Annotated in this window: 15 protein-coding genes; 7 read left to right on the forward strand and 8 right to left on the reverse strand. The window is 67.4% G+C overall.

From position 1 onward, the window contains the following. Positions 1-13: 13 nt before the first annotated feature. From IFT55_RS08940 to IFT55_RS08955, 4 genes are all read right to left on the reverse strand, one after another. Positions 14-1,528 (reverse strand): DUF4139 domain-containing protein, encoded by a 1,515-nt coding sequence (locus tag IFT55_RS08940; protein ID WP_192091204.1) that lies wholly within the window; start codon positions 1,526-1,528, stop codon positions 14-16. Further along, positions 1,528-2,943: a DUF4139 domain-containing protein gene (locus tag IFT55_RS08945; protein ID WP_192091206.1), complete on the reverse strand. Its 1,416-nt coding sequence runs from the start codon at positions 2,941-2,943 to the stop codon at positions 1,528-1,530. Before IFT55_RS08945 ends, IFT55_RS08940 begins: the two co-directional genes overlap by 1 nt. A gap of 74 nt (positions 2,944-3,017) precedes the next feature. Further along, positions 3,018-3,296, reverse strand: a complete 279-nt coding sequence (locus IFT55_RS08950) for a DUF1294 domain-containing protein (RefSeq protein ID WP_192091208.1) — start codon at positions 3,294-3,296, stop codon at positions 3,018-3,020. Then, positions 3,293-4,288 carry a ligase-associated DNA damage response exonuclease gene (locus IFT55_RS08955; protein WP_192091210.1) on the reverse strand — a complete coding sequence of 332 codons (996 nt, stop codon included), beginning with the start codon at positions 4,286-4,288 and terminating at the stop codon, positions 3,293-3,295. The genes IFT55_RS08950 and IFT55_RS08955 overlap by 4 nt, the downstream gene beginning before the upstream one ends. A 98-nt stretch (positions 4,289-4,386) precedes the next feature. On the opposite strand from IFT55_RS08955, the gene IFT55_RS08960 reads away from it, so the two are divergent. Beyond that, on the forward strand, positions 4,387-4,563 hold the full coding sequence (locus IFT55_RS08960; RefSeq protein ID WP_192091212.1) for a hypothetical protein: 177 nt from the start codon (positions 4,387-4,389) through the stop codon (positions 4,561-4,563). 143 nt (positions 4,564-4,706) lie between these two features. On the opposite strand, the gene IFT55_RS08965 is transcribed toward IFT55_RS08960, so the two are convergent. Beyond that, a complete protein-coding gene (locus tag IFT55_RS08965; protein ID WP_192091214.1) occupies positions 4,707-5,330 on the reverse strand; it encodes a TetR/AcrR family transcriptional regulator in 624 nt (207 codons plus the stop codon). Positions 5,331-5,416: 86 nt separating this feature from the next. Between IFT55_RS08965 and IFT55_RS08970 the strand changes: the two genes are divergently transcribed. From IFT55_RS08970 to pdeM, 5 genes are all read left to right on the forward strand, one after another. Continuing rightward, positions 5,417-6,841 carry an efflux transporter outer membrane subunit gene (locus tag IFT55_RS08970; protein ID WP_192091215.1) on the forward strand — a complete coding sequence of 475 codons (1,425 nt, stop codon included), beginning with the start codon at positions 5,417-5,419 and terminating at the stop codon, positions 6,839-6,841. Beyond that, on the forward strand, positions 6,841-7,977 hold the full coding sequence (locus IFT55_RS08975; protein WP_192091217.1) for an HlyD family secretion protein: 1,137 nt from the start codon (positions 6,841-6,843) through the stop codon (positions 7,975-7,977). The genes IFT55_RS08970 and IFT55_RS08975 overlap by 1 nt, the downstream gene beginning before the upstream one ends. A 158-nt stretch (positions 7,978-8,135) precedes the next feature. After that, a complete protein-coding gene (locus IFT55_RS08980; RefSeq protein WP_192091219.1) occupies positions 8,136-9,686 on the forward strand; it encodes a DHA2 family efflux MFS transporter permease subunit in 1,551 nt (516 codons plus the stop codon). 76 nt (positions 9,687-9,762) lie between these two features. After that, positions 9,763-12,177, forward strand: a complete 2,415-nt coding sequence (locus IFT55_RS08985; RefSeq protein WP_192091221.1) for a ligase-associated DNA damage response DEXH box helicase — start codon at positions 9,763-9,765, stop codon at positions 12,175-12,177. Positions 12,178-12,235: 58 nt separating this feature from the next. Next, positions 12,236-12,898, forward strand: a complete 663-nt coding sequence (gene pdeM, locus IFT55_RS08990) for a ligase-associated DNA damage response endonuclease PdeM (protein WP_192091223.1) — start codon at positions 12,236-12,238, stop codon at positions 12,896-12,898. A 67-nt stretch (positions 12,899-12,965) separates the two neighbouring features. On the opposite strand, the gene IFT55_RS08995 is transcribed toward pdeM, so the two are convergent. After that, the gene (locus IFT55_RS08995; RefSeq protein ID WP_192091224.1) at positions 12,966-15,038 is read right to left on the reverse strand and encodes a catalase; all 2,073 of its coding nucleotides are present in this window, start codon (positions 15,036-15,038) and stop codon (positions 12,966-12,968) included. A gap of 201 nt (positions 15,039-15,239) precedes the next feature. Here IFT55_RS08995 and IFT55_RS09000 point away from each other — a divergent pair, with 201 nt between their 5' ends. Then, positions 15,240-16,223 (forward strand): SDR family oxidoreductase, encoded by a 984-nt coding sequence (locus IFT55_RS09000; RefSeq protein ID WP_197976382.1) that lies wholly within the window; start codon positions 15,240-15,242, stop codon positions 16,221-16,223. Between the two features lie 40 nt (positions 16,224-16,263). Here the strand turns inward: IFT55_RS09000 and IFT55_RS09005 are convergent, their stop codons facing one another. Further along, a complete protein-coding gene (locus tag IFT55_RS09005) occupies positions 16,264-17,850 on the reverse strand; it encodes a methyl-accepting chemotaxis protein (protein WP_192091225.1) in 1,587 nt (528 codons plus the stop codon). After that, entirely contained in the window at positions 17,847-18,161 is a 315-nt protein-coding gene (locus tag IFT55_RS09010; RefSeq protein ID WP_192091227.1) for a hypothetical protein, read from the reverse strand. Before IFT55_RS09010 ends, IFT55_RS09005 begins: the two co-directional genes overlap by 4 nt. Between the last annotated feature and the right edge of the window lie 93 nt (positions 18,162-18,254).

Genomic DNA, 18,254 nt, shown 5'->3' on the forward strand with positions numbered 1-18,254 from the left:
CCGCGCCGCGAGCCTATCGGTAGCGCAATTCCGCTTCGGCATGCGCCGGGACCGTCGGCGACCATGTCATCACCCCGTCGACCTGCACCAGCGCATCACGGTCGCCCTTGATCGCCGATCCCGGCCGGCCGATCGGGACGTCGATCGTGACCGGCCATGGATTGGCGTTGGTGACGCGCAGCACCGAATCGCCACCTGCCTCGACGCGCTGTTCCAGCTGTACCTGCGAACTCACTCCTGCCGATATCCGCACCGTTTCCCCCTCCGCACGGTCGTCGATGCGACCCTGCCCGACCAGCAGCCGGTCGCCCCCCGGTCGGACGGCATAGACCGCCGTGCCGCCCGCCGGGAGCGGCAGGCCCAGCCCCGCATCCTTGCGGTTGCGCAACACGACGGTCAGCGCGGTCGGGGTCGGCAAGATCATCTGTCCCGGCGCGACGGCGCGGCGATAGCGGCGTTCGAACGGCACGGTATCGCGCGCCAGCAACGCGACCTGTTTCTGTCCACGCGCGGTGACGGTCACGCGTTCGGGCACGCGGTAGAGTTTGAGGTCGCCCAGATCCTCGGGCGGGGGCGGCGCCGCCGGCGCGGGTGGTGGCGGCGGCGTGTTCACCGAAAATATCCCAACATCATTCCGACTGACCCGCACGGCGGACATTACGATCTCACGCTCGAACGACTCGTGACGCAGGTCGGACGTGGTCGTACCCAACGGATAGCAGGACAGGCGCAGTGCCCCCACCTCCGCCGGAATACGTCGCGTGAACACCCGGTTCAGCCGCCCCGCGACCGCCGACACGTCCGCGTCGGCAAAGGCGGTGCCGTCGCCATTGGCCAGCGTCAGCCACGCGAACAGGTCGATCGTGCCGCCGCCCGCCGGAATGGTCGCGACATAGTTCGCGCGCCAGTCGAAGCCCGATGCCAGATAGCTGAGCCGAACGGTAACAGTGCGCGCGACCGGGCTGACGGTGGTAACGCTCAGGACCGGTTTTGCCGACAGGCCTGCCGGCACTGCATCGAACGCGAGCTTTTCCCGCAGGCCGGAACAGCGCAACGCCTCCACGCCGGTCGCGGTGCGCACCACCACGCCTCGCGCCGGGCCGGCGACGATCGTCGCATCCTCGCTGATCTGCCGGCCGGTCGCCCGGTGGGTGCGGGTCAGCGTGACGCGGCGGCCCAGCGTGCCGTCGATCAATGCGGCGGGTGACAGCAGCCGTGCATCGCGGTTCTTTTCGCCCACACCGCCGGGGAGGCCGTCGATCACCGCGCTGACCGGCACGATCCCTTCCGCCACCCCTTCGAACCGCAGCACCGCCGGTCCGCGCGGCAGGCGGATGCGGCGCGTCTCGCTCACCAGCGCGAAGCCCTGAAGATAGTTCAGGTTCATGTCGCTCTGGCCATAAGGTGCGCGATATACGGTCAGCGCTACCCGGTCGGGCGAGGCCGACGTCACGACACGTCCCTGTGCCGCCGCCGCGCCCGGCGACGCCACCGCCAACAGCAGCGAGAGAGCGAACGCCCGGCGCATCAGTAGCGCGTGTCGAAAGTGGCGGTGACGACCGCCTCTCCGTTCGCGGGCACCGGCACCTGCCACACCGCGGTTCCCGCATCGCGCCGTTCGCTCTTGCGGCTTTCCTCCGAAATGCGGGTATCGGTCCATTCCAGCCCGCCCTGCGCCAGTTCGACCGTGACCGGCCGGCTGCGGGCGTTGGTCAGGCGATAGCGCATTTGCGTGCGCCAGCGCGTAGCGTTGATGCGCGTACGGGCGACGGTGACCGGCTGCACCTTCACGTCGAACGCGTCGCCGGTCGGCAGCGCGATTGCCGAGCCTTGCGGCGTATGTTCGATCCGGTTCTCACCGGTGAATTGCGGTTGCCCGCGCGCATCGCGGACATACACCCGCACCGTACCGGCGGGCAGCGCGTCGCCCAGCCCCGCCGCGCCCGAATTGGCGAAGCGCAGGATGCTCTGCGCGCTTTGTGGTTCGTTCGGACTGTTCAGCCACGCATTTTCGAAGCGGTAGCCGCTGCTGGCCGCCACGCCCTTGGCATCGAGGAAGCTGACCTGTTTGGTCTGCTTGTCGGCGATGGTGGTCCGTTCGGCGAGGGGATAGAGATAGAAGTCGCCGAGCTGTTCACGCGTGCTGCCCTCGGTGCCAGGCTGGACGCGGGTCGGACGGCGTGGAGTCGGGGAATATTGCATGTTGTCGTTGCTGCTGCCGACCTCGCCCGCGACCAGCAGCGTCTTTGCGTTGGCGAAGGTCGTACCGCTGGTATTTGTCAGCGTGACCCATCCCTGCACGTCGATCGTGCCGCTCTTGTCATCGAACAGCGCGACGTAATCCGCGCTCCAGCCCAGCCCCCGGCTGAGATAGGACAGTGTTGCCGGACGGGTGCCGGCACGCGTGCTGGCCAGTGTCACCGACAGCGTCGGACGCGCGCGCAGCGATTCGGGCACGCGGTCGAAGATCGCGCGCACCGGCAGGCCGTCGTCGCGCAGCACCTCTACCCTGCCGTTCACTTCCAGCACGACGCCGCCATTGACCGCCAGCACGCGGGCGCGCTCGCGCGTTTCCGCACCGGTGCCGGGGTTGGTGCGCAGCAGCGTGATCGTCTCCCCCACCGCCTTTTCCATCAGGCTGGAGGGGGTGAGCAGGTCGAAATCGAAATTCTGTTCGACGATGGCGGCATCCGGCACCGTCAGCGACACGGTTTCGGGCCGGATGCGCGCGCTGACATCGGGGAAATCCTGTCGCACCCGTCCGTTACGGAGCGTCAGCGGCCGGACGTCCTGCACCAGCGCCACGTCGTTATTATAGATGGTGACCGAAACGTCGCCCTGCGCCGTACCCGCCGCTGGGGCGTCGGCCGGCGGCGGCAGTTGCTGTGCGCCGAGCGCGGCGGGAAGCGCCAGCGCCGATACGGTGATCCAGCCACGACGCATATATGTCCCCACCCTCGTTCCTGTCGCAGCATCATGGCGCGGGCGGCGGGCCAAGGCAACGGCACCCGTCGCCGCTAGAGCAGGAACGCGAACCCCAGCCCCAGCGTCACCCCCGCCTGCATCATGGCGATCAGATCGAGCCGCAGGCCGAACGGCTGTTTCCGCGTCTTGTGGCGGTACATCCGCCGTGCGGCATAGGCGGCCGGCGTTCCGCCGAGCAGCGCCCAGCGCAACAGATCCGCTTCGGGAATCCGACGCAGCCCGTCGACGGCACGCCGCTTGTCCTCCCGGAACCGCCACAGCGTGACGATATTGACGAAGGCGATCCATGCGACGGCAACGAACGCGATCAATCGTCCTCATCCTCGAACCCGACGAGGTCGAGCGCACGTGCCTTGATCTGGCGGGTCATGCACCAATGGACCAGCGCATCCTCGCGGCCATGCGTCACCCACACTTCCTTCGGTGCGATTTCGGTCAGCGTCTGCGTCAGTTCGTCCCAGTCGGCATGGTCCGACAGGATCAGCGGCAGTTCGACGCCGCGCTGCCGCGCGCGCTGTCGCACCCGCATCCATCCGCTGGCCATCGCGGTGATCGGATCGGGCAGCCGCCGCGACCAGCGATCGTTGAGCGCGGACGGCGGCGCGATCACGATCCTCCCCTGCAATTCCGCTTTCGCCACCCCGGTCGCGGGACGTAGTTCGCCCAGGTCGACGCCCAGTTCGACATACAGGTCGCACAGCCGCTGCAACGCGCCGTGCAGGTAGATCGGATCGTCGAAGCCCATCGCCCGCGCTTCCGCGATCACCCGCTGCGCCTTGCCCAGCGCATAGGCACCAACCAGCACGCAGCGTTCGGGTTCGGCGCGCAACGCCGCCAGCAGCTTGTCGATCTCGTCGCGCGTTTCGGGATGGCGGAATACCGGCAGCCCGAACGTCGCTTCGGTCACGAACACGTCGCACGGCACCGGCTGGAACGCGGCACAGGTCGGGTCGGGGCGGCGCTTGTAATCGCCCGATACGACGACACGCTCGCCGCCATGGTCCAGCACGATCTGCGCCGATCCCAGCACATGGCCTGCAGGCACGAACGCGATGTCGATCGGCCCCATGCGGATCGATTCGCCATAGGCGACCGGGTGCCCCGCCTGCGCGCCATAGCGCACGTCCATGATCGCCAACGTTTCGGGCGTCGCCCAGACCGCGCCATGTCCGCCGCGCGCATGATCGGCATGGCCGTGCGTCACCAGCGCGCGCGCCACCGGTTGCGACGGATCGATCCACGCATCGGCAAGCGGCAGGTAGATGCCCATGGGCTTGGGTTCGATCCAACGGGCAAGGGCCATACCCCACCATGGCCGACGCGCCGCCCCGTGCCAAGCGGCGGATCGAAAGCGCGCGACGGATCGTTGATCGATCAGAGTGTTACTGGAAGGCCGCAACCATGATCGACCTGTCTAGCCTGTGGGGTTTGCTCACCGTTATCGGCCCGCTTCTGTTGCTGGGCGTGCTGGCATGGGCGGTGCTGCACAACCGTCGCAGCCGTGGCGCACGCGATGCGACCGAACGCGCGACCGCGAAAAATTACGACGAGCAGGACCGGATCGACCGGAACCGGTAAAGGATAACGTCGGGCTTCGACTTTCTTCCGGGCCTTTTCGGTCAAGCAGGCGCGCGCGAAGCTGGTTCGATCGAACGGTAAGGCTGTTCGATCCGAGGATGCCGCGGCGCAGTAGGCTCGCGTATCCCAATCCGTACCAGAACCTAGTCCGGGGCATAGGCGCGATGGAACAGGTCCACGGCGTCCTGCGCATCGCGTTCGCGTTCCTCCGCCGGCAACGGCCCGGCGCTGCCCCATAGCTGGGTATTGTGCCGAATCTGGATCAACTGGATCAGATGCTGCGCGGCACGAAACGGGTCTGCCCGACGGAAATGACCGGCGGCCATTTCGCGTTCGAGGTAGGTTGCCAGCCGCGCCTTCACCTGCGCGGGGCCACGATCGTCGAACAGGCGACCGATCTCGGGGAAGCGTCCTCCTTCCCCGATGACCAGCCGGTACAGGCTGACCGCATCGGGACTGAGCAGCTTTTCCGAAAAGCGCCGCGCGAAATCGAGCAGGGTCGTGCGGCAGTCGCGTCCCGGCCGCAACGCGTCGTACAGTTGCGCACGAAAAGCCTCGGTTACGTCGTCGAGCACGGCGGCGAACAACGCCTCCTTCGACGGGAAATAGGCCCATAACGTCCCCTTAGACCCGCCCAGCTTGCCTGCGATGGTCGACATCGACGTCGCGGCATAGCCGTGATCGAGGAAATTGCGTCGCGCGATCGCGATGATCGCCGCCTGGCGTGCGGCACGGCTTTCATCGCGGCGGGTCGGGCTTGCGAACATAACCGTACCATACGGTACGCTTTCAAATTGACAAGCAAATGCAGTGGGAGCAGAGGCGCAATCGTACCGGGGAGTACGGTGAAATCATGCGTTCGATTCGACGATATGGCAGCGTGGCGATCCTGCTGGCGCTGGGCGGATGCGCGGCACCCGATCTGGGCGCGCCCCCCGAAATCGCGTCGGCGAATCGCTACGCCTCGACCGCGACGCTGGCCGGATCGTCGGCGCGCTGGCCCGACGCGGCATGGTGGCGCGGCTATGGCGATCCACAGCTCGACGCGCTGATCGGCGAGGCGCTGGCCGGATCGCCGGATATCACCATCGCCGCCGCCCGGGTCCGCGCTGCCGAAGGCGTGGCGCGACAGGCGGGGGCCGCCGGCCAGCCTTTCGTAACCGGCGAAGCATCGGCGGGGCTGACCAAGCAGAGCTACAATGCCGGAATCCCGCGCGCCTTCGTCCCAAGTGGGTGGAACGACACCGGGCGGGTCGCGCTCAACGCCGGACTCGATCTCGACCTGTTCGGGCGCAACCGCGCGTCGCTGGTCGCCGCGACCTCCGCCGCCGAAGCCGCGCGGCTGGACCGCGAACAGGCGGCGCTGGTGCTGGCGAGCGATATCGCCGCCGCCTATGCCGATCTGGCGCGGCTCTATTCGTTGCGCGACGTGCTGGCCCGCGCGCTGGAAGTACGGACGCAGACGCAGCGGCTGGTCGCCGATCGGCTGGCCAACGGGCTGGAGACGCAGGGCGAACTGAAACAGGCGCAGTCGGCGGTGCCCGCGTCGCGCGCCGAACTGGCCGCCAATGCCGAACAGATCGCACTGACCGGCAACCGCATCGCCGCGTTGATCGGTGCGGGACCGGATCGCGCGCGGACGCTGACGCGGCCGGCAGTGACGGCCCTACCCGCCGATTTGCCTGCCGATGCCGGGATCGCGCTGGCCGGGCGGCGTCCCGACCTGCTCGCCGCGCGGGCGCGGGTCGAGGCGGCGGCAAGCCGGATCAAGGTCGCGCGCGCCGACTTCTATCCTGATATCCGCCTGTCGGGCCTGTTCGGGTTGCAGTCGCTCGGACTCGACGTGCTGGCGAACGGCGGATCGACGATCGGGTCGGTCGGCCCTGCGATCACACTGCCGATCTTCAACGGCGGGCGCATCGACGGCCGGTATCGCGAAGTCCGCGCCGATTATGACGAAGCGGTCGCGACCTATGACCGCACGCTGCTGAACGCGTTGCGCGAAGTCGCCGATGCGGTGACCAGTCGTGGGCAGGTGGCGACGCAGGTCGCCGACGCACGCGAGGCGCTGACCGGGGCGGAGGGTGCGTATCGCATCGCGCAACTACGCTATCGCGGCGGGCTGTCGACCTTTCTCAACGTGCTGAGCGCCGAACAGGCGGTGCTGACCGCGCGCCGGACGCTCGCCGAACTCGACGCGCGACGCTTCGCGATCGACGTGCAACTCGTCCGCGCACTCGGCGGCGGCTATCTTCCTTCTCATAGCGGGAATCTCTGATGGATACGCCATCCCCCACTCCGGCCCCGGCCGATCATGCCAATCCGGGCAGGCGCAAGCGGCTGTTGCTGATCTTCGCGGCGATCGTCGGGCTGCTCGCGCTCGGCTACTGGCTGTACGACACGGTCATCGCGTCGAAGCGCGTCGGCACCGACAATGCCTATGTCGCCGCCGAAGTCGCGCAGGTCACGCCGCTGGTCGCCGGACAGGTGGTCGAACTGACCGTCAGCGACACGCAGCCGGTCCGGCGCGGACAGGTGCTGATGCGGCTGGACGATGCGGATCAGAAGATCGCGGTCGCGCAGGCGCAGGCGGAACTGGCCACCGCCGAACGTCGCTATGGTCAGACCGCGGCGACCGGCGCGGCGTTGCAGGCGCAGGCCGATGCGCGCGGCGCGGATATCGGCAGCGCAGAGGCGCAGCTGACCGTCGCCCGCGGCAACCTGACCCGCGCGGAAACCGATTATCGCCGGCGACAGGCGCTGTCGGGCGAAGGCGCGGTGTCGGGTGAGGAACTGACCGCCGCGACCAACGCACTGTCGACCGCCCGCGCCAATGTCGCGTTGGCGGAGGCGGGCGTGGCACAGGCACGCGCCAACCGCGTGTCGGCACAGCGCGAACGCGCCGCCAACACCGCGCTGACGGAGGGCACGACCCAGGCGACCGCACCAGAGGTACTGGCGGCGCGGGCGAAGCTGGCGCAGGCGCAACTCGATCTGGAACGCACCGTCGTACGCGCGCCGATCGCCGGCGTAGTGGCGCAGCGGAACGTCCAGATCGGGCAGCGTGTCGCGGCGGGCGCGGTAGCCATGGCGATCGTGCCGGTCGAACGGCTGTACGTCGATGCGAACTATAAGGAAGGCCAGTTGCAGCATGTCCGCATCGGCCAGCCTGCGACGCTGACGTCCGACCTGCATGGTGGCGACGTGGTCTATCATGGCCGGGTGGTCGGGCTGGCGGGCGGTACCGGATCGGCGTTCGCGCTGATCCCGGCGCAGAATGCGACGGGCAACTGGATCAAGGTGGTCCAGCGCCTGCCGGTCCGCATCGCGCTCGACCCGAAGGACCTGCGCGCGCATCCGTTGCGCGTCGGGCTGTCGATGGATGCCGAGATCGACATTTCGGGCGACCGGTGACCCGACCCGTTTCACCCGTTCGTTCCGAGTAGAACGAAGCGACGCCGAAGCCCGTATCGGAGCACCCGCGCCGGTCCTGCGATACGCCGTTTCGCCCCGCGCGCCGCTAACCCGGGACGGACGGGTCCGTGCAAGCCGTTCGATTTCAAGGAGCCGTCATGGCCTCTGCCGCTGCCCCGACGCGTTCCGCCGCCCCCACGCCCACGCTGACCGGATCGCGGCTGGTGCTGGCCGGGGTGGTGCTGGCGCTGACCAACTTCATGGTGGTGCTCGACACCACCATCGCCAACGTGTCGGTGCCGCACATCGCGGGCGGGCTGGGCGTATCGCCGACACAGGGGACGTGGGTCGTCACCTCCTATTCGGTGGCGGAGGCGGTGTGCGTACCGCTGACCGGGTGGCTGGTACGGCGGTTCGGGACGATCCGCGTGTTCATGGCGGCGATGATCGGCTTCGCGATATTCTCCGCGCTGTGCGGCCTTGCCACGTCGCTGGGCATGATGGTCGCGTTCCGCATCGGACAGGGGTTCTGCGGCGGGCCGCTGATGCCGCTGACGCAGACGCTGCTGCTGCGCATCTTTCCCAAGGAGAAACAGGCGGCGGCGATGGGGGTCTGGGCGATGACCACCGTCACCGCGCCGATCCTCGGGCCGATCCTTGGCGGGACGATCAGCGATACGTGGTCGTGGCCGTGGATCTTCTTCATCAACCTGCCGATCGCCGTGCTGTGCATCTTCGGCGTGTTCACCCTGTTGCGCCAGACCGAGACCCCGCGTGAGATCGTGGCCGTCGACCGCATCGGCCTTGCGCTGATGGTGCTGTGGATCGCGGCGTTGCAGGTGATGCTCGATCTGGGACGCGAACATGACTGGCTGGGGTCCAGCTTTATCGTCGGGTGCGCGGTGGTCGCGGCGATCGGGTTCGTCGTGTTCCTGATCTGGGAACTGACCGAGGCCAATCCGATCGTCGACCTGCGCGTGTTCCGTCACAGGGGGTTCACCGTCGCGGTGGCGGCGCTGTCATTCAGTTTCGGTACCTTCTTCGCCTCGGTCGTCATCATCCCGCAATGGTTGCAGACCGCGATGGGCTATACCGCGACCGAGGCCGGCTATGTCACCGCGTTCAACGGCGTGCTGGCGGTCATCATGTCGCCGGTCGTCGCAAGGCTGAGCAACAAGGTCGATCCGCGCCTGTTGGTGTGTTTCGGCATATCGTGGCTGGGTCTGACGTCGATCCTGCGCACCTTCTGGACCAGCGGGGCGGACTTCTGGACGCTCGCGCTGCCGCAGCTGGTGCAGGGGCTGGGCATGCCGTTCTTTTTCATTCCGCTGACGATCATCGCGCTGGGGGCGGTGCCGCCGTCCGAAACCGCGTCGGCGGCGGGGTTGATGAGCTTCCTGCGCACGCTGGCCGCCGCCATCGGAACCTCGATCGGCGCGACGGTCTGGCAGAACAGCGCACAGGTGAACCGCGCCGAACTGGCCGGGGTGCTGAACGATCCGGGACAGGTGCTGGCGGGCGCGGCGGCGCGCGGGATGTCGCAGGAACAGGGTCGCGGGCTCCTCGAACAATTGGTCGACCGGGAAGCGTTCGCGCTGGCGACCAATCACCTGTTCGCCATCGCGGCGGTGATCTTCTTCGCATCGGCGATGATCATCTGGCTGGCCCCCCGGCCCGGCGGCAAGGTGGATACGTCGGCGGCGCACTGACGGTCGCGCCCCGTCTTGGCCCGCGCGCACGGGCGATGGCTGGTATCCGGCGCGCTGCGGCCCCAGATGGGGCACAGTGTCCGACAGCCTCCCCGCCCCCCTCGCCCAATGGTTCGCCGCGCGCGGATGGACCCCGCGTCGTCACCAGCGCGAAATGCTGGCGGTCGCGCGACAGGGACGCCACGCGCTGCTGGTCGCGACCACCGGCGCGGGCAAGACGCTGGCCGGGTTTCTGCCGACGCTGACCGACCTGATCGAGACGCCGGTCGACGGGTTGCACACGCTCTACATCTCGCCGCTCAAGGCGTTGGCGGTCGACGTGCAGCGCAACCTGCTGGCCCCGATCGAGGAAATGGCACTGCCGATCCGGGTCGAGACGCGCACCGGCGACACGCCGTCCGACCGCAAGGCACGGCAGCGCAGTCGCCCGCCGCACATCCTGCTGACCACGCCGGAATCGCTCAGCCTGTTGCTGTCCTATCCCGACAGCGCCACGATGTTCGCGGGTCTGCGGTCGATCGTGATCGACGAGGTGCACGCCTTCGCCACCGACAAGCGCGGCGACCTGTTGTCGTTGTGCCTTGCGCGGTTGCAGCGGTTCGCGCCTGCGCTGCGCCGCGTGGCGCTGTCGGCGACGGTCGCGGATGCCGACGGCTATCGCGCATGGCTGGCCCCCGATGGCGATATCGATACGGTCGCGCTGGTACAGGGCGAACCGGGCGCCGACCCCGAAATCGCCATCCTGTTGCCGCACGATCGCATCCCGTGGTCGGGCCATTCCGGGCGCTATGCCGCGGCGCAGGTGATGGCGGAGATCGAACGCAACCGCACCACCATCGTGTTCTGCAACACCCGCAGCCTTGCTGAACTGATCTTTCAGGATCTGTGGAAGACCAATGACCGGCAATTGCCGATCGGCGTCCATCACGGCAGCCTCGACCGCGAAGCGCGGCGCAAGGTGGAACAGGCAATGGCCGACGGGCGGCTGCGGGCGCTGGTGGCAACCGCCAGTCTCGATCTGGGCGTCGATTGGGGCGACGTCGACTGCGTGATCCAAATGGGCGCGCCCAAGGGATCGTCGCGCCTGCTCCAGCGGATCGGACGCGCCAATCACCGGCTGGACGAAGCATCGCGCGCCGTGCTGGTGCCCGGCAACCGGTTCGAGTTTCTGGAGGCGCAGGCGGCGTTGGACGCGGTCGAGGCAGGCGAACTCGACCCCGACGTCTTCCGCCCCGGCGCGCTCGACGTACTGGCGCAGCATCTGATGGCATGCGCCTGTGCTGCACCATTTGCTGCGCAGCAAATGCTTGATGAAGTGCGCAGCGCGCTTCCCTATTCCGCGCTCGAAAGCGACACGTTCGACCGCGTGCTGCACTATATCGCGGAAGGCGGCTATGCGCTGAAAGCCTATGACCGGTTCAAGCGGTTGCGGCTGGGTGCCGATGGCCTGTGGCAGGTGACGAAGCCCGGTTTCGTGGCGCAGCATCGGCTGAACGCCGGCATCATCGTGGATGCGACCACGCTCGACGTGCGGTTCAAGAATGGGCGGCGGCTGGGAACGGTCGAGGAATATTTCGCGTCCACACTGTCGCCGGGCGATACCTTCTTCTTCTCCGGCCTCAGTCTCGAAGTCGAGAAGATCGAACTGAACGATCTGGTCGTACGCGCGACCAGCCGCCCGGCGCGGGTGCCGACCTATGGCGGGTCGCGCATGGCATTGTCGACCAACCTCGCCGACCGGGTGCGCGGGTTCCTCGACGACCGCAGCCAGTGGGCGCGCTTTCCCGACGATGTCCGCGAATGGCTGGAATATCAGGCGCGACGCTCGGTGCTGCCCAAGCCGGGCGAGTTGCTGGTCGAAACCTTCCCCCGCGAAGGGCGGCATTATATGGTAGCCTACAGCTTCGAAGGGTGGAACGCGCACCAGTCGCTGGGCATGCTGGTCACGCGGCGGATGGAGGCGATGGGGCTGAACCCGGTCGGGTTCGTGTCGAACGACTATGCGCTGGCCTGTTACGGGCTGGAGCCGATCACCGATCCTCAGGCGCTGTTCTCGCCCGACATTCTGGAACATGAATTCGTCGACTGGGTGCAGCAATCGGCGCTGCTCAAACGCGCGTTCCGCGAAGTAGCCGTGATCGGCGGGCTGGTCGAACGCCAGCATCCCGGCAAGCGCAAGACCGGCAAACAGGTCACTTTTTCGACCGACCTGATCTACGACGTGCTGCGAAAATACGAACCCGGCCACCTGTTGCTCGAAGCGGCGTGGCAGGATGCGCGTGCGCGGATGACCGATGTCGGGCGGCTGGCGGTGCTGCTGGAAACGGCGCAGGGGCGGATGCGGCACGTCACGCTCGACCGCGTCAGTCCGCTTGCGGTGCCGGTACTGGTGCTGATCGGTCGCGAACGCGTGACGCAGGGGTCGGCGGACGATGCGCTGCTGATCGAGGCCGAGGCACTGGCGAGCGAGGCGATGACGCTCGATCCATAGGCTTTTTCCTGCCGCACCGATGCTTGAGCCGCGCGGTGGCATGCGGCATAGGCGGATCATGGTTCCGCTTTCGTTCGCCGGTCACGTCTTTCACGCCCTGTCCGCCGGTGCGCTCTACTGGCCGGCGCGGCGCGCGCTGTTGCTGGCGGACCTGCATTTCGAAAAGGCGAGCTGGTTCGCGCAGTTCGGGCAGATGCTGCCGCCCTACGACACGCTGGCGACCCTGTCGGCGATCGAGGCGGTGGTGGCGCGCACCGACCCGGCGGAAATCTGGTGTCTGGGTGACAGTTTCCACGACAGCGCGGGATGCGACCGGCTGTCGGAAACGGCACAGGCGAAGCTGCGCGCGCTGACCGGTGCCTGCGACTGGGTATGGATTACCGGCAATCACGACCGCGTCGTGGCGACGCATTGCGGCGGCCGGGTGCTGGACGAGGCGCTGGTCGATGGGCTGGTGCTGCGGCACGAGGCCGACCCGGCCGATCCACGTCCCGAACTGTCGGGCCATTTCCATCCGAAACTGCGCGTCAGCGTGCGCGGGCGCAATGTATCGCGCCGCTGTTTCGTGGCGACCGCGACCAAGTTGATCCTGCCCGCCTTCGGCTCGCTGACCGGCGGACTGGACGCGCAGCATCCCGAAATCGTCCGTGCGGTCGGTGGCGGCGCAGAAGCACTGATCGCGCTCGACGACCGGCTGCTGCGCTTCCGGCTGGCCGCGTAACGCACGTCGATCGCCGCCGGACCGAACGAGATCGGGCGAGCCGGTCGCTACCGGCTCGCCCGACCGGTTACGCCAGCGTGCGGACGCCCGGCTCGCGCGCATAGAAGCGCTTCTTGGCGGCAGCGATGAAATCACTGCCCAGCCCGGTCACGCCCTCGTCCGGCTCGACGCCGGCCTTGTCCAGCAGCGGCTTCGCCGACGCGCTGGCACCGATCGCCTTCAAGTGGCCGAACGCATCCATCGCGAACTGGACCGCCGCCGCTTCCTTGAGCAGCGCGGCACAGCCGTCCTGCGACAGCACGATCGCGACCGCGTCGAACAGCTGCGATGGCGTACCGGCCAGTTGCCCGTCCGCCTTGCGCTTCGATCCGTCGGCGAGCGTCGCACCACCGACCTTGGGCGACACCAGCACCGCCTTGCCCTTCGCCGCCACGACCGCCGCGACGACTGCGTCGATCTCCGCGCCGTCGCTGCCATCGGTATAGAGGATGCCGACGGCGCGACCTTCCAGCGTGTCCTTCATGTTCCGGTGGATCGACAGCGCATCGGACGGTGACATCTCAACCGGTTCCCGCGCCGCCGCCGCCTTTTCCGGCAGGTCGATGCCTAACCCGTCGGCCACGCGTTTCGCCAGATCCTCGTCGACGTTGCGCAGGTTGGCGACCATCCGTGGCGGCACCTGATCGAGCACGCCGACCTTCGACAGTTCGAACACGAACGACGACGCGATATGCGCCTGCTCGTTCTCGGTCTGCGACCGATAGAACAGGCGTGCCTGACTGTAATGGTCGGCGAACAGTTCGGCGCGGATACGCTGTTTATCGCCCTGTTCGTCCCCGCCAGTCGCCGCGTTGACGGTTGCGAAGCCGCGCGTCGCCGATTCGCGGGGGCCGCCATCCTCGCCATGCGCGGACAGGCTGTTCGGTTCGTAGTTCGCGCGCCCCTTTGGCACATGGGTCTGCATCTTGCCGTCGCGCTGGAAATTGCCGAACGGGCAACGCGGGGCGTTGATCGGGATCTGGTGGAAGTTGGTCGTCCCCAGCCGCGAATTCTGCGTGTCGAGATAGCTGAACAGGCGTCCTTGCAGCAGCGGATCGTTCGAAAAATCGATGCCCGGCACGATGTTGGTCGGCAGGAACGCGACCTGCTCGGTCTCCGCGAAGAAATTGTCCGGGTTGCGGTTCAGCGTCAGCGTGCCGATCACCCGCACCGGTACGTCTTCCTCCGGGATCAGCTTGGTCGCGTCGAGCACGTCATAGGGCTGTGCTTCGGCAAACGCCTGATCGAACACCTGGATGCCGAGATCCCATTTGGGGAAGGCACCGGTATCGATCGCTTCCCACAAGTCGCGGCGCTGATAGTCGTTGTCGGCGGCCTGCAGCTTGAGCGCTTCGTCCCAGATCGTCGATTGCAGACCCAGTTGCGGCTTCCAGTGGAACTTGACGAAGCTCGCCTTGCCGTCCGCATTCACCAGCTTGAAGGTGTGGACGCCGAACCCCTCCATCGTGCGGAACGAGCGCGGCAGCGTGCGGTCGGACATCGCCCACATCAACATGTGCGTGGTTTCGGGCATCAGCGATGCCCAGTCCCAGAAGGTGTCGTGCGCGCTGCCGGCCTGCGGATAGGCGCGGTCGGCCTCCATCTTCACCGAATGGACGAGGTCGGGAAACTTGATCGCGTCCTGGATAAAGAAGACCGGGATGTTGTTGCCGACCAGATCCCAATTGCCTTCGCGGGTATAGAATTTGACCGCGAAGCCGCGCACGTCGCGCGGCGTGTCGACCGATCCCGCACCGCCCGCGACGGTGGAAAAGCGGACGAAGACCTCGGTCTTCTCGCCCTTGGTAAACACCGCCGCCTTGCTCAGGTCGCTGATGTCGTCGGTCGTTTCGAACACGCCGTGTGCGCCCGACCCGCGTGCATGGACGATCCGTTCGGGAATCCGTTCGTGGTCGAAATGGAAGATCTTTTCGCGGAGAACGAAATCCTCCAGCAGCGTCGGACCCCGCGCACCGGACTTCAGGCTGTTCTGATTGTCCGACACGGGCACGCCGTGGTTGGTGGTCAGCACCGCGGCGTCGCCGGTCGCGCGCTGGTGCGTCTCGCCACCATCGCCGGTGGTCGTCGTCATGTCACTCATGGGAATCCTCGGTCGCCGGAACGGCTAACCCATGTAACGAAGCGTCGGACATAAGGTCGCATCGGCGGAGTGTTATCGAACGGAACAAGCACTTTACGCTCGGCCAGGAATAACGATTGCCTTCGGTCCGGGCCCGACGTTCCCGGAACCCGGAGCGACGCCGGGGCTTGTGACACCATCCCGCACCACGAAAGCTGTCCGATGTCCGAGACCGATCGCCGTACCTTCGTCACCGGCGCCGCCCTGACCATGGGCGCGCTGGGCGCTGCGCCCGCCGCCGCCGCACAGGGCAGCCCTGCCGCCCCGGTAACTCCCGCCGCCGCACGCTATCCCAAGCCACCGTTTCCGGTGCAGCGGCAACCTTGGCCGGGGCTTGCCTCCCGCATGAACCCGCGCCCCGATCATGGCGAGACCAGCTACAAGGGTTCGGGGCGGCTGGCCGGGAAAAAGGCGCTGATCACGGGCGGTGACAGCGGAATAGGACGCGCGGCCGCGATCGCCTATGCCCGCGAAGGTGCCGACGTCGCGATCAACTATCTGCCCGCTGAGGAACCGGACGCCCGCGAAGTGGTGGCGTTGATCCGGGCGGAAGGCCGCAAGGCCGTGGCGATTCCCGGCGATCTGCGCGACGAACGCTTCTGTCGTCGGCTGGTGGCGGAGGCCGCCGATCAACTGGGCGGGCTGGACATCCTCGTCAACAACGCGGCGCGCCAACAGACCCGTCCGACGATCGCCGATATCTCGTCGCAGGACTTCGACGACACGATGAAGACGAACGTCTACGCCCCGTTCTGGCTGACCAAGGCGGCGCTGGAGCGGATGACCGCAGGCGCGGTGATCGTGAACACGTCGTCCGAACAGGCGGGCGACCCGTCCAAGGATATCGTCGATTATGCGATGACGCGCGCCGCCGTCCTGAACTTCACCAAGGGGATGGCCAAGCAGTTGGCCTCGCGCGGGATACGCGTCAACGCGGTCGCGCCGGGACCGTTCTGGACGCCGCTTCAGGTGAGCGGCGGCGCGACGCCCGAAAAGCAGCGGACCTTCGCAGCGGACTCGCCGTTCGGCCGGCCGGGGCAGCCCGCCGAGATCGCGGGGCTGTATGTCGCGGCCGCCGATCCGGCGCTGAGCTATTCCACCGGTCAGATCTTCGGCGCGACCGGTGGGAACGGTCAGCCCGCCTGACGGGACGCCTCCCGATCGTCGAACGATCGACCGATGACGGTCACGCGACCAGCGTGTCGTCGGACCGCAGGAAGGATACGAAAAGGTCGGTGGACGCACGCAATTCGCGCGTGCTGTCCACCAACTGACCGACACTGGTCCGCACCGCGACCGACAGCGTCGACGCCGCACCGGCGGCATTGGCGACGCTTTCGATCTGCTGCCCGACTTCGCCGGCGGTCAGCACGGCCCGGTCGGCCCCGGCATCGACCTCCTGCGAGGTTCCGTTCTGTTCGCGCACGGCGGACGCGATACCCGATGCGGCGTGCGAAACTTCGCCGATCGACTGGTTGACCGACCGGAGCTTGTCGCCGGTTTCCGCCACGCCGTTGCGGATGCCGGCGATCAGCGCGCTGATACGATCGCTGGCCCCCTTCGTATCGGCTGACAGCAATTTCACTTCGTTGGCGACCACCACGAAACCACGTCCGGCCTCCCCCGCACGCGCCGCTTCGATCGTCGCGTTGAGTGCGAGCAGGTTCGTCTTGCTGGCGATGCTGCGAATGTCGTCCAGAAACCGTTCGATCTGGACCGCATGTTCCTCCAGCATGGCGACGGTCTGAACGCTTCGCGCCGCATTGGTGCTGGCGGTATCGGTCAGCACGGCCTGCCGTTCGGCGGCGGTCGCGATCGTGCGGATCGATGCCGACAGATCCCGGATCGACGTGACCACCACCGCGATATCGTTCGCGGCACGGCTGGCGCCGACCGACGCGCCTTCCGCTTCGAACCGCGCCGCCCCGGTAATGCTTTCCAGCCGGACCGCCGATTCTTCCAGCCGGCCGGTGGCGTCGCCCATGCATTTCACGACCGTCGTGACGGAGCGTTCGAATTCCTGCGCGAGCATCACCAGTTCGCTGCGACGTTCCCGTGCGATCCGGGCGGTCTGCTCCTCGCGCTGGCGGCGCTCGTCGGCGGCCTGCAATTCGGCCGCCCGCGCAAGGCGCATCGCTTCTTCCGCGCGCCGTTGCCCGTCTTCCGCGACTTCCGCGAGTTCGTGCGATCGTCGCAGGGCAGCGTCCTGCGCGGTGAACAGCCGATTCAACTGGGTCGTCAGGATCGCCAGAATGCCGAATTGCAATCCGACGGCGACGACGTGGAACGCGATACGGCCGATGTTGCCGTCGCCCGTGAACACGAAGCTGGGCGCAAGCCATTCCAGCGCGATGTGATGGATGGCGGTCAACGTCGTCGCCACCGCGATCGGACGCCAGTCGGCCAGCACGACCAGCGCGGCCATACCGACGAAGAAGTACATGTGGGCGTCCATCTGCCACGGATGTCCGCGTAACAGGAAAACGAGCATCGCCGGTATCGCCGCCGCCAGCGTCCCCATCGTGGCGCGTGCCGCAGCGTCGTAGCGTCGACGCAGCGCCGCCATCGTCGGAACGATGTTCAGAAGCACCCCGGCAATGAGCAGGGGCCAGCCCATGCCGGCGTCCAGCGCAGCGTCCCCGACCAGCAGGACGACGAGCGAAACCCATCCCAGAACCGCCCACGCCACGATTCCGCGCAGGCGGAGGGCGTCGAGCGAACGCAGCGTCGGTGCGGCCTCTGCGATCCCGGCTGGCGGTGCCGACCGGTTCACGACGCGGTGCCCCGATCGGTCGCGCTTCCACAACTGAACGCAGGCGCGGCGAGCACGAGCAACCTTGCACCGCGAAGGCCGATCGCGTGCCGGTCGCCCAGCACGATCATCGAACCGGGAAGCGGACCGCTTTCCGACAGCGATGCCCCGCTATCGAGGGCGAGGCGCGAGACGGCGTTGCGATCGCTGCCGTCGATCGGCACCAGCAGCAGCTTTCCATGGGCAGGCGGCCACAAGGCGAACGAGGCAAAGGCTGCGACGGTCGCACCGATCTGTAACAGGGCGGCGGTGCTGGCAAAGACAGGGGGCATACCCGACCCTAGGGCGACGGATATTAAGGAGCGGTAATTGCGGCACAAATGCTGGTCGCTCCGAATGTCCGCACCGTACACACCCACGCGCAA

The organism is Sphingomonas sp. CFBP 13720 (assembly GCF_014842075.1).
In the GTDB taxonomy this organism is placed as follows: Bacteria; Pseudomonadota; Alphaproteobacteria; order Sphingomonadales; family Sphingomonadaceae; genus Sphingomonas.

Excerpts from the sequence above, each read along its gene's own strand:
- IFT55_RS08940 (WP_192091204.1), bottom strand. The coding sequence starts at position 1,528 with ATGCGCCGGGCGTTCGCTCTCTCGCTGCTGTTGGCGGTGGCGTCGCCG.
- IFT55_RS08945 (WP_192091206.1), bottom strand. The coding sequence starts at position 2,943 with ATGCGTCGTGGCTGGATCACCGTATCGGCGCTGGCGCTTCCCGCCGCG.
- IFT55_RS08955 (WP_192091210.1), bottom strand. The coding sequence starts at position 4,288 with ATGGCCCTTGCCCGTTGGATCGAACCCAAGCCCATGGGCATCTACCTG.
- IFT55_RS08960 (WP_192091212.1), top strand. The coding sequence starts at position 4,387 with ATGATCGACCTGTCTAGCCTGTGGGGTTTGCTCACCGTTATCGGCCCG.
- IFT55_RS08965 (WP_192091214.1), bottom strand. The coding sequence starts at position 5,330 with ATGTTCGCAAGCCCGACCCGCCGCGATGAAAGCCGTGCCGCACGCCAG.
- IFT55_RS08970 (WP_192091215.1), top strand. The coding sequence starts at position 5,417 with ATGCGTTCGATTCGACGATATGGCAGCGTGGCGATCCTGCTGGCGCTG.
- IFT55_RS08975 (WP_192091217.1), top strand. The coding sequence starts at position 6,841 with ATGGATACGCCATCCCCCACTCCGGCCCCGGCCGATCATGCCAATCCG.
- IFT55_RS08980 (WP_192091219.1), top strand. The coding sequence starts at position 8,136 with ATGGCCTCTGCCGCTGCCCCGACGCGTTCCGCCGCCCCCACGCCCACG.
- pdeM (WP_192091223.1), top strand. The coding sequence starts at position 12,236 with ATGGTTCCGCTTTCGTTCGCCGGTCACGTCTTTCACGCCCTGTCCGCC.
- IFT55_RS08995 (WP_192091224.1), bottom strand. The coding sequence starts at position 15,038 with ATGAGTGACATGACGACGACCACCGGCGATGGTGGCGAGACGCACCAG.
- IFT55_RS09000 (WP_197976382.1), top strand. The coding sequence starts at position 15,240 with ATGTCCGAGACCGATCGCCGTACCTTCGTCACCGGCGCCGCCCTGACC.
- IFT55_RS09010 (WP_192091227.1), bottom strand. The coding sequence starts at position 18,161 with ATGCCCCCTGTCTTTGCCAGCACCGCCGCCCTGTTACAGATCGGTGCG.